Source organism: Paenibacillus sp. J5C2022 (assembly GCF_025567625.1).
Classification (GTDB): Bacteria; Bacillota; Bacilli; order Paenibacillales; family Paenibacillaceae; genus Pristimantibacillus.
Genome location: NZ_JAOQJC010000037.1, coordinates 63366 through 78199, shown reverse-complemented (window position 1 = coordinate 78199; position 14834 = coordinate 63366). Strand labels below are relative to the sequence as shown.

Below are 14834 nucleotides of genomic sequence, written 5' to 3'. Positions count from 1 at the left end.
AACATCACAATCCTTTTTACCGTTTGAATTACAATAAGATTATAGCAAATCAAGATTGGCAATAGAGAAAAATGATCTTGAGTTGCTCATTCACTCTATTCGATTTGGAGCAGCCGGCACAACTTACAGATTTGGAGCAAGTAACATTTTTAGCAAACTTCAAGTTGTTGCAAAGCTTTTTATTAATAATAATTATCATGATCAGGACATTGTATTTGCAAAAACTGAAAATAACAAAGGTTATCCCGAGCTCATTAAAATGGTGCACAACCGCATGAGACGGCTTCAGGCTCGCTGGAGTTAACGAGACACTTCCCCCTCACTCACTTGCGTCACACGCATGTATCGCTCCTCGCAGAGGCTGGTATAGACATTTTTCAAATTATTCAGCGACTTGGTCATAGCAGTGATGAGCAAATTCGCACCGTATACTTACATGTTACAAAAACAATGAAGCAAGAAGCCTCCCAGAAATTTAGCGAGTTGATGAGAAAGCTCTAGCCTAATTATGTGGTAACTAAGGAAGCTTAATTGTTAGTTGAAAGTTATATAAACTATACTTACAGTAAGGATGGTGATTAACATGGGGATTTCGTCAGAAAAGTAACAAATAGTGACGCTCTTAAACATATTGTTGATCTTCCTGAAAGCCTTCAAAATCAAGACGTCGAGTTAATTATTATGCCGCTCAATAACGATTCTCTCGTGAAACAACTACTCCCTCGCACTTACAGTGCAAGAGGCGCGTTAAGGCAATATGCTAATCCTGATTTACTTCAGCAGGAGCAGGAGGCTCTTTCACCTATTCCAAAATCGGTGGGCACACCGTGTTTATGTTTGATAAAAAGCTTAACAGATTGCTGGATGATCTACGAAATCAATAGAAAAAAAGGCTTCTCACCAAGTTCAAATTTGAACCCGTGAGAAGCCTCTTTTATTTCTATGTGGTCAAAATGTGGTCAAACGGCGTTTCCACTAGCGGAAACCCTTGATGCATAAGGGATTGAGCCCCTTATTACATCATGCCGCCCATACCGCCCATTCCACCCATGCCGCCCATGTCAGGCATAGCTGGTGCGTTCTTCTCAGGCTTGTCGGCAACGACAGCTTCTGTCGTCAGGAACATAGCCGCTACGGAAGCAGCGTTTTGCAGCGCGGAGCGAGTTACCTTCGCAGGGTCAACGATACCCGCTTCGAACATGTTCACCCACTCGCCAGTAGCCGCATTGTAGCCGATTCCGATTTGCTCGCCTTTCAGGCGCTCAACGATAACAGAGCCCTCTTGGCCTGCATTCGCAGCAATCGTACGGATTGGCTCTTCCAGTGCGCGAAGCACGATGTTCACGCCAGTCGCTTCGTCACCTTGCGCTTCAACCGCTTGAACGGCCTTGTATACGTTAACCAGTGCAGTACCGCCACCGGATACGATGCCCTCTTCCACAGCTGCGCGAGTGGAGTTCAGAGCGTCTTCGATGCGAAGCTTGCGCTCTTTCAGCTCAGTCTCAGTAGCTGCGCCGACTTTGATTACCGCTACGCCGCCGGCCAGTTTAGCCAGACGCTCTTGCAGCTTCTCGCGGTCGAACTCGGAAGTTGTCTCTTCCAGTTGCGCACGGATTTGGTTCACGCGAGCCTGGATGTCAGCGGAATCGCCGGCACCGTCCACGATGATTGTGTTTTCTTTCGTAATGCGCACCTGACGAGCGGAACCAAGCTGCGTCACGTCAGTGGATTTCAGGTCGAGACCAAGCTCTTCCGTAATCACTTGACCGCCAGTCAGAGCCGCGATGTCTTGCAGCATCGCTTTGCGGCGGTCGCCGAAGCCAGGAGCTTTAACCGCTACGCAAGTGAATGTGCCGCGCAGCTTGTTCACGACCAGCGTCGCTTGCGCTTCGCCTTCTACATCCTCTGCGATGATCAGAAGCTGCTTGCCGGATTGCACGACTTTCTCCAGCACGGGCAGTACTTCTTGAATGTTGGAGATCTTTTTATCCGTGATCAAGATATACGGGTTGTCAAGCACCGCTTCCATCTTGTCTGTATCTGTAATCATGTAAGGCGAGATGTAGCCGCGGTCGAACTGCATGCCTTCAACCACTTCCAGCTCGGTTACGAAGCCTTTGGACTCCTCAACCGTAATAACGCCGTCGTTGCCCACTTTCTCCATTGCTTCTGCGATTTGCTCGCCTACTTCCTCATCAGCGGAAGAGATAGCCGCAACTTGAGCGATTGATTGCTTGCCTTCGATTGGCTTGGAGATGCTTTTCAGCTCTTCGACAGCAGCTTTTACCGCTTTTTCGATGCCTTTGCGGATAACCATCGGGTTAGCGCCGGCTGTTACGTTTTTCAGACCTTCGCGGATCATCGCTTGAGCCAGAACGGTTGCCGTAGTTGTACCGTCGCCTGCTACGTCATTTGTTTTTGTCGCTACTTCTTTCACCAGCTGCGCACCCATGTTCTCGAATGCGTCTTCCAGCTCGATTTCCTTCGCGATGGACACGCCGTCATTCGTGATGAGCGGGCTGCCGAACTTCTTCTCCAGTACGACATTGCGTCCTTTCGGTCCAAGCGTTACCTTTACCGCATCTGCAAGAGCGTCGACACCGCGCAGCATTGCGCGACGAGCGTCTTCACTGAACTTGATATCTTTCGCCATGTATATATACCTCCCAAGATTTTGTTATTAAGTATTTGTAAGCAATTTCCTATTCAAAAATTGCGTGAATGTCGCTTTCCTTCATGATCAAATATTCCTTGCCGTCATACTTGATCTCTGTGCCTGCATATTTGGAGAACAGAACGCGATCGCCTACTTTTACTTCCAGCGCCACACGCTCGCCATCTTTAAGCGCTCCGCTGCCAACGGCTACAATCTTGCCTTCTTGCGGCTTTTCCTTTGCCGTATCCGGCAGCACGATGCCGCTTGCAGTCGTTTCCTCTTTGGCCATTGGTTCGACCAATACGCGTTCACCCAGGGGTTTAATCATTGAAAAAAGCCTCCTTCGAAATATTGTAGCTTATTTTACCTGTTAGCACTCGTAACCTCTTAGTGCTAACAACCATTTTTATCATACTCATTTTTGGGCTTCTTTGCAAGTATCTCTTCACATTTTTTCAGCACTTTTATACAGTCGTCACAAGTAAGAAAAATGCCTAGCGGCGTCCTGCTCTCTTGCTGCGCATGCCCCCTTTTCGGCGCTCCAGTGTAGGATTCATGCACTATTTCGGCTCGCACGCCCCTTTTCGGCGCTCCAGTGTAGGATTCATACACTATTTCGGCTCGTACGCCTCTTTTCGGCGCTCCAGTGTAGGATTCATACACTATTTCGGCTCGTACGCCTCTTTTCGGCGCTCCAGTGTAGGATTCATACACTATTTCAGCTCGTACGCCTCTTTTCGGCACTCCAGTGTAGGATTCATACACTCATATGGCTCGTACGCCTCTTTTCGGCACTCCAGTGTAGGATTCATACACTCATATGGCTCGTACGCCTCTTTTCGGCACTCCAGTGTAGGATTCATACACTCATATGGCTCGCACAAGTCTATCCACTAGCTTAGGGTATTCAGCTCGAATTTATAAACTCTTTATTATAAAATCCTCCACAAAGTGGGGCTCCGCCTCGAAGCTTACTGGGGTACTTTGCGGGGACCCCGGAACTTATACGCTATATATGGAACAAATCACCCAGACGGGTGATAGACTCCACCGTTCGTTCTTTGGACGTTCCGTTCGACGCTCTTAACGTTTGCCAGCCAGCTTATTTCGACTAACATCTCATTTTTTTGGCGGTAACGAGCGCCACGAAGCCTATTTCGAGCAAGGCCATCCCATATCGCACTATTCGGGCTCCATAAGCGCCAGGGGAACCGTTAGCCTGCAAATTCGTCCATTTTGAGTCCCTTAAGCTCTGTGGCAACCGCTATATCCAGTTCCCACTCCCAAACCACTTTCCATTTCAACTTTATACTCTAATTCGGCTCCCACCCATTTTTTTCGACGCTCCAGTGCAGAATTCATAACTCTAATTCGGCTCACACCCATTTTTCGACGCTCCAGTGCAGAATTCACAACTCTAATTCGGCTCGCACCCATTTTTTCGACGCTCCAGTGCAGAATTCACAAATCTAATTCGGCTCGCACCCATTTTTTTCGACGCTCCAGTGCAGAATTCACAAATCTAATTCGGCTCGCACCCATTTTTTTCGACGCTCCAGTGCAGAATTCACAACTCTAATTCGGCTCGCACCCATTTTTTCGACGCTCCAGTGCAGAATTCATAACTCTTATTCGGCTCACACCCATTTTTCGACGCTCCAGTGCAGAATTCACAAATCTAATTCGGCTCGCACCCATTTTTTTCGACGCTCCAGTGCAGGAGTTCTAGCAACTAAAAAACCGAAGCAAGCGATTGCCTGCTTCGGTTCCCTCTGCTTATCCCTTCCACGCGCTGTCGATGGGAACGGGAGATCCGCCCCATGCCAGCTGCGATGTCCACGCCCGGTCCGCCCCGCTCCAGAACGGATGCTCCTCTGGCAGACCCAGCGGCAGGAACACAGCCGCACATAAGTATAGACTGCCTGTAGAAATGTACGATTCGCCCAGTCCAGGCTGATGGCCGCTAAGTCCAATTCTCAACCAGCCGTCCGCCGTATAAGTGCCCGGCGCTTCCAGCGTGCGCCGGATGACGGCCGCAAGCGCGCATCGTACTGCGGCCGGCTCCAGCGCTTCCGGCAGCATATCCAGCAGAGCGCTCTGCGCCAGACTCTGGAAGGCTCCGCTGCGATAAGCCAGTGATCGGCCGATAGGGGGAAAGCTGCCGTCCGGCGCGATGAAGCGTTCCTGCACCGCCGCATATCGGACGGCATGCTTCATGACGCCTTCGCGCATTCCGCTCCAATCGCCGTAATCATCGCCGACTGTACGAAGCACATCCACCAACATCGGGATAATGACGAAGCTGTTGTAATAATCCCAATGGAATTCCGGCCCGTCGCCGTATGCGCCGTCGCCGGCGTACCACTGTGCATGCTGCTTGAGCGCGTAATCGATGCGCATCGGGTCCCAATCGCTCTCGCCCGCCATATGCAACGCGGCTTCGATCGTCGCCCCGAACAGGAGCCAGTTGTTGTAATGAGGCTTGCGGGTTCTTGTCGCCTTCAAAGCGGCGACAACATTGTCCCGGACGCGCGCATCCAGCTTCATCCATAGCTCATACGGCGCCCGCAGCAGCGCTTGCGCCAGGAATGCCGTGTCTACGATGGGCTGGTAGCCTTCGGAGAAATTCATATAATCTGCGGAATTCGGATCGGTAGCGGCATCAATCGCCCCGCGAGCCAGCTCCGCGTACTTCCTCCGAAGCTCATCCTCTCCGGCATGAACCCGATCGTTGTCGAGCCATGGCGCAATACCGCAGAGCAGACGTCCAAGCGCTTCCAGATGCGTATACAGCGCCCGATCCTGCTGACAGCCCTCGACGCATTCAACAGGCATTCTCGCCTTCAGCTCCCGCTCATTCAACGCTCGAAGCACCGGCTCTGCCACCGCTTGCAGTTGGCGCAGCCAATATGAACGTCCGCTTTCCTTTTCCAATATTCCCTTGCTCGCCGTCATCCAAGCCCAGCTCCCCTCAAGTTGTCACGTGCTGCCTTGCAAGCTCGTCCATTCGACAGTACGATGCCTCCGATTATTGCCTCATACTCCAGGCTCGGCTTCCCCTTCAGCCCACTGCGCATCCTTCTCCAATTGCTTTCGGTATATAAGGCCGGACATCAATACGCTTAGTTCGTACAGCAGAAGAAGCGGGATAATGACCAGAATATCGGAGACGAAATCAGGCGGAGTAATCATTACGCCTACAGCCGCCATAATAAAATAAGCCAACCGCCTCATCTTGCGCAGCCGCAAAGGATTCACAATGCGCAACGCCGTCAGAAACATAATAATGAGCGGAATTTCGAACAATAGCGAAATCGGAATCAATATGCTGAACATAAAGGTGAAATACTGGACAATGCCGTACGTCTCCTCCAAATTCAGATGGCTTGCAACCGTTCTCGTAAATCCAAAGGCTAGCGGGAACACAACATAATAAGCAAAGGACAGTCCCGCCAAAAACATAATGAGCGCGAACGGCACATACTTCAACGTCGAACGCTGCTCATGCTCCTTCAGTCCCGGCTTGACGAACGCCCACAATTGATAAACCGTGAAGGGCAACGTAACAATCATGGCAATGACGAACGCGATCTTCATGTACATGCCAATGCCATCCCATAGTGAAAACGTATGTAAAGATATCGTATCCGCCGGCTCCTGGCTCATGAGCCAATTATATAACGGCTTGGCCACCGTAAGTCCCAAAATGAGCCCGATCGTCAGGACAATCACGATGTAAATAACTCTCTTCCGCAGCTCCCCCAGATGTTCCAGCAAGGGCATCAGCTGCTCTTCCTGCTGCTCCTTGTCATTAACGGCCCGATCCGCCGCATTGTCTTTACCCATCATTTCGCTGAACGCCCCCCTAACTGCAAGAAAAAAGCGGACCGATTAATCCGGCAGCCGCTTGTTTCCGATTTCGCTATTGTCTGACCGACTAACTTCAATACGCTTGTCGCTTTCCTTGCGATCGGTCTCGTCCATAATCTCCCTTGCACCGGACTTGAATTCACGCAGCGTCCGCCCTACAGCTCGTCCAAGCTCTGGAAGCTTGCTCGGGCCGAACAGCAATAAAGCAACCAACACGAGCAAAATGATACCTGTAACGCCAATACCGCCCATTAAAACTCCTCCTTGTCAATCAGTTATTGTTAACAACCAAGCAAACCGCCGTAACCCATCTCTACGATGTCTTGACGTTCAATTCGGTCACCAGCCAATATTCTAGGAAGCAGCACATCAAAAGAGGTATACGGGTCATGCATGACACACCCCGGCAAACCAAGCACAGGCACTTCCCCCATATAGCTCATAAGCAGCATGGAACCAGGTAGCATGGGAGTGCCGTAGCTTACAATCTCTGCGCCCGCGGCCTTGATCGCTCCTGGGGTGCGATCGTCGGGGTCCACGGACATGCCGCCAGTTACAAGTATTATATCATAATCTTTCTGCAATAAATATTGTATTCTATTGACTATTATATCTTTATCGTCAGGAGCGAATATGTGCTCGGCCACCTCTGAGCCAAGCGCGGACAGCTTCTGTTCCACCGCCGGCCCGAATCGGTCTTTAATCCGGCCGTAATAAATCTCATTGCCTGTCGTAAGCAGGCCAGCCCGCAGCTTGCGCAGCGGGCGAACGCGCAGTGGCGCGCAGCCATGCTTCTCGCGATAGCATGCCGCAATCCGTTCCACTTGCTCTACCTTCTCGCGAGGAACGACTAGCGGAATGGCCCGTGTGGCAGCAATGGGACTGGCTGTCCGAACGACCGTATGGTTCTTGACAGTAGCCAGCGCGATGTCGCCAAGCTCATTGACTTCTTCCACTACGCAACGGGCAATCTGGGCCAGTCCAACGATAGGCGACTTTACACTCACCTTGCCTTCCTGCGGCGCGGATAAGAAGAGTTGTTCATCCGCCAACGCCTTCGCCATGCGGCAAGCCGCGTCATCTTCATGGATGTCGCCCTCTCCCAGCTCCATCACATATATGTGCTCCTTGCCGATGTCCAGCATACCGGGGATGTCTTCTTCCGTAATCAGATGTCCCCGCTTGAACAACCTTCCCTTGAAGCGGCCGGGATCAATTCTCGTCAAATCATGAGCGAGACGAAGCCCTATCGCTTCGCGGACCGGAATCTCTCTTAACTGCGTACCGCCTTGCCGAACTGCGCCGTCATCTCTATCCGTACTCACCGGATATGCTCTCCAAGCCGTCCGGACAGAATGGCAAGCGCATGAGGCAGCTGATCAATAATCGCAAGCAGATTCTCGCTCACTCCCTTCGGACTGCCCGGCAGGTTTACAATTAGCGAGCTGCCTCTAATACCGCAGATTCCTCGGGACAGCATCGCTTGTCTGCTCTTCTTCATAGCTCCCATCCGCATCGCTTCCGACAAGCCCGGCACCTCGCGGTCGATCACCTTTTTCGTCGCTTCCGGGGTAATGTCGCGCGGAGCCAGTCCTGTGCCTCCCGTCGTCAATACAAGGTCCGCTTGGTAATATTCCGTCATCTCGATAAGCGCGGCCATAATTTCATCCTGCTCGTCCGGCACAATACGATAATCCACGATTACGCCGCCCAGCTCTTCTTCCACCAGCTCGCGAATAACTTGCGCGCTGGTATCCTCCCTCTCGCCCCGCGAGCCCTTGTCACTGGCTGTCAATATTGCCACTTTCCACTGCATGTCCCTTTCCTCCCATCCCAGCAGTTCGTGAATAATCGCCGCTTTTGCCGCCAGACTTGGAGAGCAGCTCCGTCGGACCTATGACCATATCCTTCTGCAGCGCTTTGCACATGTCGTACACGGTTAACGCTGCGGCAGATACGGCGGTCAACGCTTCCATCTCTACGCCTGTCTTTCCCGTCGTTCTCACTGTTGCTTCTATATAAAGCTCGCCTTCACCATCGTTGCCGAAAGCAATATCAATGCCCGTCAGCGGCAACGGATGACACATAGGAATCAGATCCGAAGTTTTCTTGGCTGCCATAATACCAGATACCTGCGCAACGGCGAGTACATCCCCTTTGCTAACGCTGCCCCCTAATATAGCCTGCAGGGTGGCGCGGTTCATCTTCACGACGGTGACTGCCGTCGCGCTTCTCGATGTAATCTCTTTCTCCGAAATATCCACCATACGGGCTCTGCCCTGTTCATTGAAGTGAGTCAACTTCACGCTCACCGTTCCTTCCGCCAGCTTCAATTCGCTACACGTCCATACCCCAGCCTCGGTAGCGACCCTATCCAGACGGAGATCGTGAGCTTCCGCCGGCACCTTCTCCATTAGCTGAGACTCATAACCTGCTCCGATCCAAGTCACGGGCTTGTCTCTCCAAGCATCGCTTGCCATCGCCGCATATCGGTCATAATAGCCACCGCCGTATCCGATTCTTCCCCCATAGCGATCGAACCCGAGCCCCGGTACGATGACCAGATCAGGCAAGTCGGCTTCCGGCAGCGGCTCCATCGTCTCCGGATTAGCCTCCATAATGCCGTACGCGCCGCTGATCAGGTTATCCCAGTCTCGCAGTCTGTAGAACGTCATGGAACGATCCTGTCTCCTGCACCGAGGAACCCACACCTCAACGCCGCAGCTCCAGCACCACTCCACAAAGGGGGCAATGTTCAGCTCGCTTCTGAACGGCACATACGCCAGAATGCGCTTGAAGCCGCGTTCCTGAACGTAAGCGGCCATCAGCCTTGAGCAGCGTTCGGACCATTCGGCGCGCAGCTCTTCCGGCAGCGCGTCCCTTCCGGCAGCAAGTCTGTCTCGCAGGGCAGACTTATTGATGACGCCTCTATCGCTTCCCATACCCATCATCCGCTCCAATTGCCATTATACCTAACAATGTTAATAGTAGTGTACCACTGTCAGGCAACTTTCGCCAATGATAACCAATGTTATGGTAAACTATGAATAGAAGCAAGCTTTCCATGAATAGAGCCTGCCGGCTGTGTTACAATGAATAGCAATTATCGCATATATTCGCGCCGGATCTTCATTTCCCTGCTGACGACAGGCGAATTTGAATCGTAACCGGCGCTGTCATAGCATTTATACATTGGAGGTCATCACAACCATGCTGCTGCAAGTATCGAACTTGTCCAAGAGCTACGGTGTCAGTGCCGTGCTTCAACATATAACATTCCAAGTCCAGGACAAGGAAAAAATCGGGCTCGTAGGTGTGAACGGGGCCGGCAAATCTACCCTTCTCAAAATTATTGCGGGCGAGATGTCGGCGGATTCCGGCGACATTCACAAGTCCAAAGAAACGACGCTGGGATACTTGGCGCAAAACAGCGGGCTACAATCCCATCGCACCATTATTGAAGAAATGCGAGCCGTATTCGCCAGCCTCATTGAAGCGGAGAAGGAGCTTCGCGAGCTGGAGGTGCAAATCTCCGATCCTGCGCTTCATCAGAACGAGAAGCTCTATGCAGAGACGATGGAACGGTACGCCAAGCGGTCCGACTGGTTCCGCGAACAGGGCGGATTCGAAATCAATACACGCATTAACAGCGTTCTGCACGGCATGGGCTTCGGAAGCTTCGATCATGATACGCCCATCTCCACGCTTAGCGGCGGACAGAAGACGCGGCTGGCACTCGCTCGCATTCTGCTCCAGGCGCCCGATCTGCTTATGCTTGACGAGCCGACCAACCATCTGGACATCGAGACGCTGACCTGGCTGGAGTCTTACTTGAGAAGCTACTCCGGTGCTATTCTTGTCGTCTCCCATGACCGCTACTTCCTGGATGCCTTGACGGGAACGACAATCGAGATCGAACGGCACGCCGCAAGGCGATATACCGGGAACTACAGCCGATATCTGGAATTGAAGGCCGCTCAATATGAGACGGATCTGAAGCATTACGAGAAGCAGCAGGAGGAGATTGCCCGCATGGAGCAGTTCATTCAGCGCAATATCGTACGGGCTTCGACCACCAAGAGGGCACAGAGCAGGCGCAAGGCGCTGGACAAGATGGACCGTGTCGAGAAGCCGTTGGGTGAGCTGAAGAAAGCTCACTTCTCATTCGAGATCGAACGGATGACCGGCAAGGACGTGCTCACTGTCCACGATCTGTCCATTACCTTCCCCGGCGGGGATAAGCCGCTGTTCGACAACGTCTCCTTCCAGCTTGCACGCGGCGAGACCGTCGCGCTTATCGGGCCGAATGGCATCGGGAAGTCCACGCTGCTGAAGGCGCTGGTAGGCAGCATGGAGCCTTCGGGCGGTACGATCGCGTTCGGCTCGCATGTGAAGATTGGATATTACGATCAGGAGCATGCCCGGCTGAATCCGACTAACACCGTCCTGGAGGAAGTGTGGAGCGCTTATCCACACTTGGAAGAGGTGAAGATCCGGACCGTACTCGGCAACTTCCTGTTCAGCGGCGAAGATGTATTGAAGCGGATCTCAGCGCTAAGCGGCGGAGAGAAGGCCCGCGTCTCCCTCTCCAAGCTGATGCTGGCCAAGGCCAACGTCCTCATCCTGGACGAGCCGACGAACCATCTGGACCTGTTCAGTAAAGAAATGCTGGAGGCGGCGCTTATCGATTATGAGGGCACCTTGCTATTCATCTCTCACGACCGCTACTTCCTGAACAAAATGGCGGAGCGCATTGTCGAATTAAGTCCGGAAGGAATGCAGCATTTCCTGGGAAATTATGACGATATGCTGGAGAAGAAGCGGGATATGGAGGCGGACAAGGAGCAGGCGCAAGCATCGTCAGCTCCGGCGAAGCAGAGGCAAGAAGCCGAGACGGCGGCGGCAGCGAATGCCGGCACTTACGAAGCCAACAAGCAAGCCAAGCAAGCGGAACGCAGCAGACAGCGCAAATTGGAAAAGCTGGAAAGCGATATTGCGCAGCTGGAAGAACGAATTGTCGAGCTGGAGCAGCAGCTGACAGAACCTGAAGTGTTCAACGACTACGTTCGTATCGGAGAAATTCAAGCCGAGATCGATGAGAAGAAAGCGGCTCTGGAAGAGACGTACGAGCAATGGGAGCAGCATATGGTGGAGTGATCCCCCTTGATGAACCAGCCGGCAGCGGAACATGCCGCTTAGCCGGCTTTACATCAAGGCTTTTTTATCCCCTGTACGCAAATAAAGGCCCCCGAGGGCCCGATTCATCATCCTAATCAATTGCGTGCTATAAACTGCTTATTAGACCAAGCCGCTTCGCTTCCCTTATCGCTTCCGAGCGAGAACGGACATTCAGCTTCTCGAATATGCGGGATAGCTGATACTCCACATTGCGCTGGCTGACGTGCATGGAAGCCGCGAGTTCCTTATTGCTCACACCTGCCGCTACCTCATGCAATATCGTCAGCTCTTTCTCATTAATCGACACGTCCTGAATCGACAGCTCCGAACGCGAGATAGCTACTTCATTTCTGCGGAGCTGCTTTAACAGGGAAATAGGAATGATAGCCTCTCCTCTGAGTGCGCAGCGAAGGGATTGATGCAGCTGCTCTCTGGATGCCGTCTTGGATATAAACCCCGATACGCCCGACTCCACAAGCAGATTGAAGTGCGAGCCGATCTCATACCCGGAATAAATGATTACCTTGCGATTGGGATCGAATTGAATTAACCGTTTGGTCAGCTCCAGACCATTAATGCCCGGCATATTCAAGTCACATAAGATGAGATCGTACGAGTCGTTCTGTACTTTCTCCAGTGCTTCGAGGGCAGACAATGCGACTGTTACCTCCATTTCGCTATCTTGTTCGATCATCGTCTTGGTCCCTTCGCCTACAGATGGATGATCGTCAACTAATAAGATACGAATCACGCGCTACTCCCCTTTCCGAACGTCCGCCTGCCGTCATAACCGGCATTAGTATCAATACCTCCAAGCCTTTCCCTCGCTCGGAATGGAACGATATGTCTCCTTCAAGGCTGGCTACTCTCTCCTTGATGCCGGATAATCCCATATGCCGGAACGATTCTGTCATATGGTTGACGTCCATGCCGATGCCGTCGTCCTGATACCGGAAATAGATGGTGTCCTGCCTCTGCTCCAGCTCCAAGGTGACCAGCCTGGCACCCGCATGCTTGTCTGCATTGCGAAGAAGCTCCTGCACGATGCGATAGATCGCAGTAATCTGCTCCTCGTCCAGTTGATCGCTCAGCGGCTTCGGATGGAACTGGACCTCGAAGTTCACTCTCATTTGGGTGTGCTCGATGATGGAGTCCACCGCTTCCACTACTCCCATTTCCTTCAATAGAGGAGGACGCAGCTCGTTGCAGGTTTCGCGAATTTGATGGATCACGTCCAGCAGACCTTCCTTGATATCCTCTAATTCGGAGCCAAGCTTGGCCGACATAGGATGATCCATCATGACGGATTCCAGCTTCCGATACCATAGAAGCTGGTCCTGGAGCGCGGAGTCATGCAGATCCGCTGCAAGCTTCCTTCTCTCATTCTCCGACAGGCAGAACAATAGACGAAGCACCCAGGGAGAAGTGGAATGCTCCTTCCGCACCTCGGATTCCAAGTCTTCAATTAACCCTTCTATTAGATATAAATTCTCGAACACGATGCTGGAATAATTCGCAATTGTCTTCAGCCATCTAATCTCGTCGGAGTTGAAGCGGGTATGATTCGTCTTCATGCCGATCCACAGCAGATGATACCGCGATCTCTGCCTGCCGATAATCATCCCCAGCCCGAATGGCAGATCGATTAATTCTCCCAGCTTGAGGGAGTTCACGATACCCAGCAAAAAATCCCCTGTCACTTTCTCCTCATGGTTGTCGCTCATAGGAAAAACAGCCTGCTCCTCCTGATCCACAATTAGAAAGGTGATCCGGTTGACGGGCAACAAGTGGGATATCTCTTCCTTCAGTACATTCTCCAGATCGGATTGCTTCATCACCTTCGCAATATTGCGAGAGAAGCGATCAAGGCTGTCCTGGTAGCTGTACATCGCCTTGAACAGCTTCGGCCGGAAACGATTGTCGATCTGCTCCTTCCCGTACAGGAAAAGCGTTATTCCGATATATACAATCAGGAATATGATCAGCCACCCTGACCAGGATTGGTTCGCGGTCCATATGAAGAGGGAAAGCAGCAGCGCTATGACAAGCGAAGGAAGCAGCGACAACGCTGTGTAATACTTGAAGCGCGTCAATATGAAATCAATGTCGAACAATTGGTTGGATGTCGACAAATAGAAATAGACGATCGGCAGCACAAACAAAAACAACGCAGTAAACGCAGAAGGCAACACTTGCGTCTCGCCAAGCATCTGCGGGAGCAAATTCAGCATCGCGAACGGCGTAAAAGCGATGATATGCGTAATGAATGTAATGGTGAACAAGGATTTCAGCTTCGTCTTGCGATGCTTGACGAACTTGTCCACCAGCTTGAACACGCATGTTAAATTGCCCAGTAGCAATATCCCGCTATGGGCCCCTTTAATGTACGTATATACTTCTCTTCCCAAGAAATCCTGCCAAATATACATCAAGCTGAAGAGACTCACGACGCCAACCGCACCGAACAAGTAGCCAAGCAACCGGCTGCTTATAAAGTGCGAGTCGAATCTTCGCAAGTACATATTCATAAAGCTCATATAAAATAGCGGAACTAGCGGCAATACGACATAAATAATGGATAGGCCGACCGGGTCCCGCAGGTTGGAAGCCGACGAGCTATAGTAACATATGCCTACCGATATGATGAATAATATAAGCATAATCGCGGCCGGGTCGTCCTTGCGCTTCACGTACAGGAAAAGTGAAAAGGCGCAAAAAATAAAAAGGGATGCGCCTGGAATGTACAGCTGCAGCAACAATTCCACTACAGACTGCTCACCCGACCATGCCTTCGCGAAAGTAAAAGAAAGGGTTTCATTCGTGCTTGCCCTGTATACCAGAACATGATCGGCGTTATCCAGCGAGTTATACTTTATTAAATTGTTGAACTCGCCTGCAGGCTCCCCGTTCACTTCAAGAATCTGGTCGCCGACCTGCATTCCCTGAAATTTCGCCTGACCCTCCGGACCGATGGAATGTACAATATAGCGTTCCGAAGTATTCTTCTCGACATAAAGCCCGACGGACGGGGCCTTTATGATAACGGTCGTCAAATACAGCGTGATGGCAAGAAATAAACCGAGGAAGAGAAATGCCGACAGGCGCTTGAAAAGTACGAAAATCATGCAAG

At 51.7% G+C, this 14834-nt stretch carries 12 protein-coding genes and 1 pseudogene; 2 read left to right on the top strand and 11 right to left on the bottom strand.

Annotated features, from left to right (window positions below):
• Positions 1-55: 55 nt before the first annotated feature.
• Positions 56-304: a hypothetical protein gene (locus M6D81_RS24225; RefSeq protein ID WP_262679745.1), complete on the top strand. Its 249-nt coding sequence runs from the start codon at positions 56-58 to the stop codon at positions 302-304.
• 711 nt (positions 305-1015) lie between these two features.
• Here M6D81_RS24225 and groL read toward each other — a convergent pair.
• The 9 genes and pseudogenes from groL to M6D81_RS24180 all read right to left on the bottom strand — a co-directional run.
• Positions 1016-2653, bottom strand: a complete 1638-nt coding sequence (gene groL, locus M6D81_RS24220; RefSeq protein WP_262679744.1) for a chaperonin GroEL — start codon at positions 2651-2653, stop codon at positions 1016-1018.
• Between the two features lie 49 nt (positions 2654-2702).
• Entirely contained in the window at positions 2703-2984 is a 282-nt protein-coding gene (gene groES / locus M6D81_RS24215) for a co-chaperone GroES (protein ID WP_262679743.1), read from the bottom strand.
• Positions 2985-4432: 1448 nt separating this feature from the next.
• A complete protein-coding gene (locus M6D81_RS24210) occupies positions 4433-5611 on the bottom strand; it encodes a DUF2264 domain-containing protein (RefSeq protein WP_262679742.1) in 1179 nt (392 codons plus the stop codon).
• 81 nt (positions 5612-5692) lie between these two features.
• The gene (gene tatC / locus M6D81_RS24205; protein WP_262679741.1) at positions 5693-6505 is read right to left on the bottom strand and encodes a twin-arginine translocase subunit TatC; all 813 of its coding nucleotides are present in this window, start codon (positions 6503-6505) and stop codon (positions 5693-5695) included.
• A gap of 42 nt (positions 6506-6547) precedes the next feature.
• Positions 6548-6778 (bottom strand): twin-arginine translocase TatA/TatE family subunit, encoded by a 231-nt coding sequence (locus M6D81_RS24200; protein WP_262679739.1) that lies wholly within the window; start codon positions 6776-6778, stop codon positions 6548-6550.
• A 29-nt stretch (positions 6779-6807) separates the two neighbouring features.
• Complete coding sequence (locus tag M6D81_RS24195; protein WP_262679738.1) at positions 6808-7851, bottom strand: molybdopterin-binding protein; 1044 nt, start codon at positions 7849-7851, stop codon at positions 6808-6810.
• Positions 7848-8342, bottom strand: a complete 495-nt coding sequence (locus tag M6D81_RS24190) for a MogA/MoaB family molybdenum cofactor biosynthesis protein (protein WP_262679737.1) — start codon at positions 8340-8342, stop codon at positions 7848-7850. The genes M6D81_RS24195 and M6D81_RS24190 overlap by 4 nt, the downstream gene beginning before the upstream one ends.
• On the bottom strand, positions 8308-8832 hold the full coding sequence (gene moaC / locus M6D81_RS24185; RefSeq protein WP_262679748.1) for a cyclic pyranopterin monophosphate synthase MoaC: 525 nt from the start codon (positions 8830-8832) through the stop codon (positions 8308-8310). Before moaC ends, M6D81_RS24190 begins: the two co-directional genes overlap by 35 nt.
• Before the next feature lie 63 nt (positions 8833-8895).
• Positions 8896-9468, bottom strand: a pseudogene (locus M6D81_RS24180) (5-formyltetrahydrofolate cyclo-ligase); the annotation flags it as partial.
• Between the two features lie 268 nt (positions 9469-9736).
• Here M6D81_RS24180 and abc-f point away from each other — a divergent pair.
• Positions 9737-11683 (top strand): ribosomal protection-like ABC-F family protein, encoded by a 1947-nt coding sequence (abc-f, locus tag M6D81_RS24175; RefSeq protein ID WP_262679736.1) that lies wholly within the window; start codon positions 9737-9739, stop codon positions 11681-11683.
• Positions 11684-11810: 127 nt separating this feature from the next.
• Here the strand turns inward: abc-f and M6D81_RS24170 are convergent, their stop codons facing one another.
• Together M6D81_RS24170 and M6D81_RS24165 are read right to left on the bottom strand one after the other, a co-directional pair.
• On the bottom strand, positions 11811-12455 hold the full coding sequence (locus tag M6D81_RS24170; RefSeq protein ID WP_262679735.1) for a response regulator transcription factor: 645 nt from the start codon (positions 12453-12455) through the stop codon (positions 11811-11813).
• Positions 12433-14829, bottom strand: coding sequence for an ATP-binding protein (locus M6D81_RS24165; protein WP_262679734.1), 2397 nt, complete (start codon positions 14827-14829; stop codon positions 12433-12435). Before M6D81_RS24165 ends, M6D81_RS24170 begins: the two co-directional genes overlap by 23 nt.
• Positions 14830-14834: the final 5 nt, after the last annotated feature.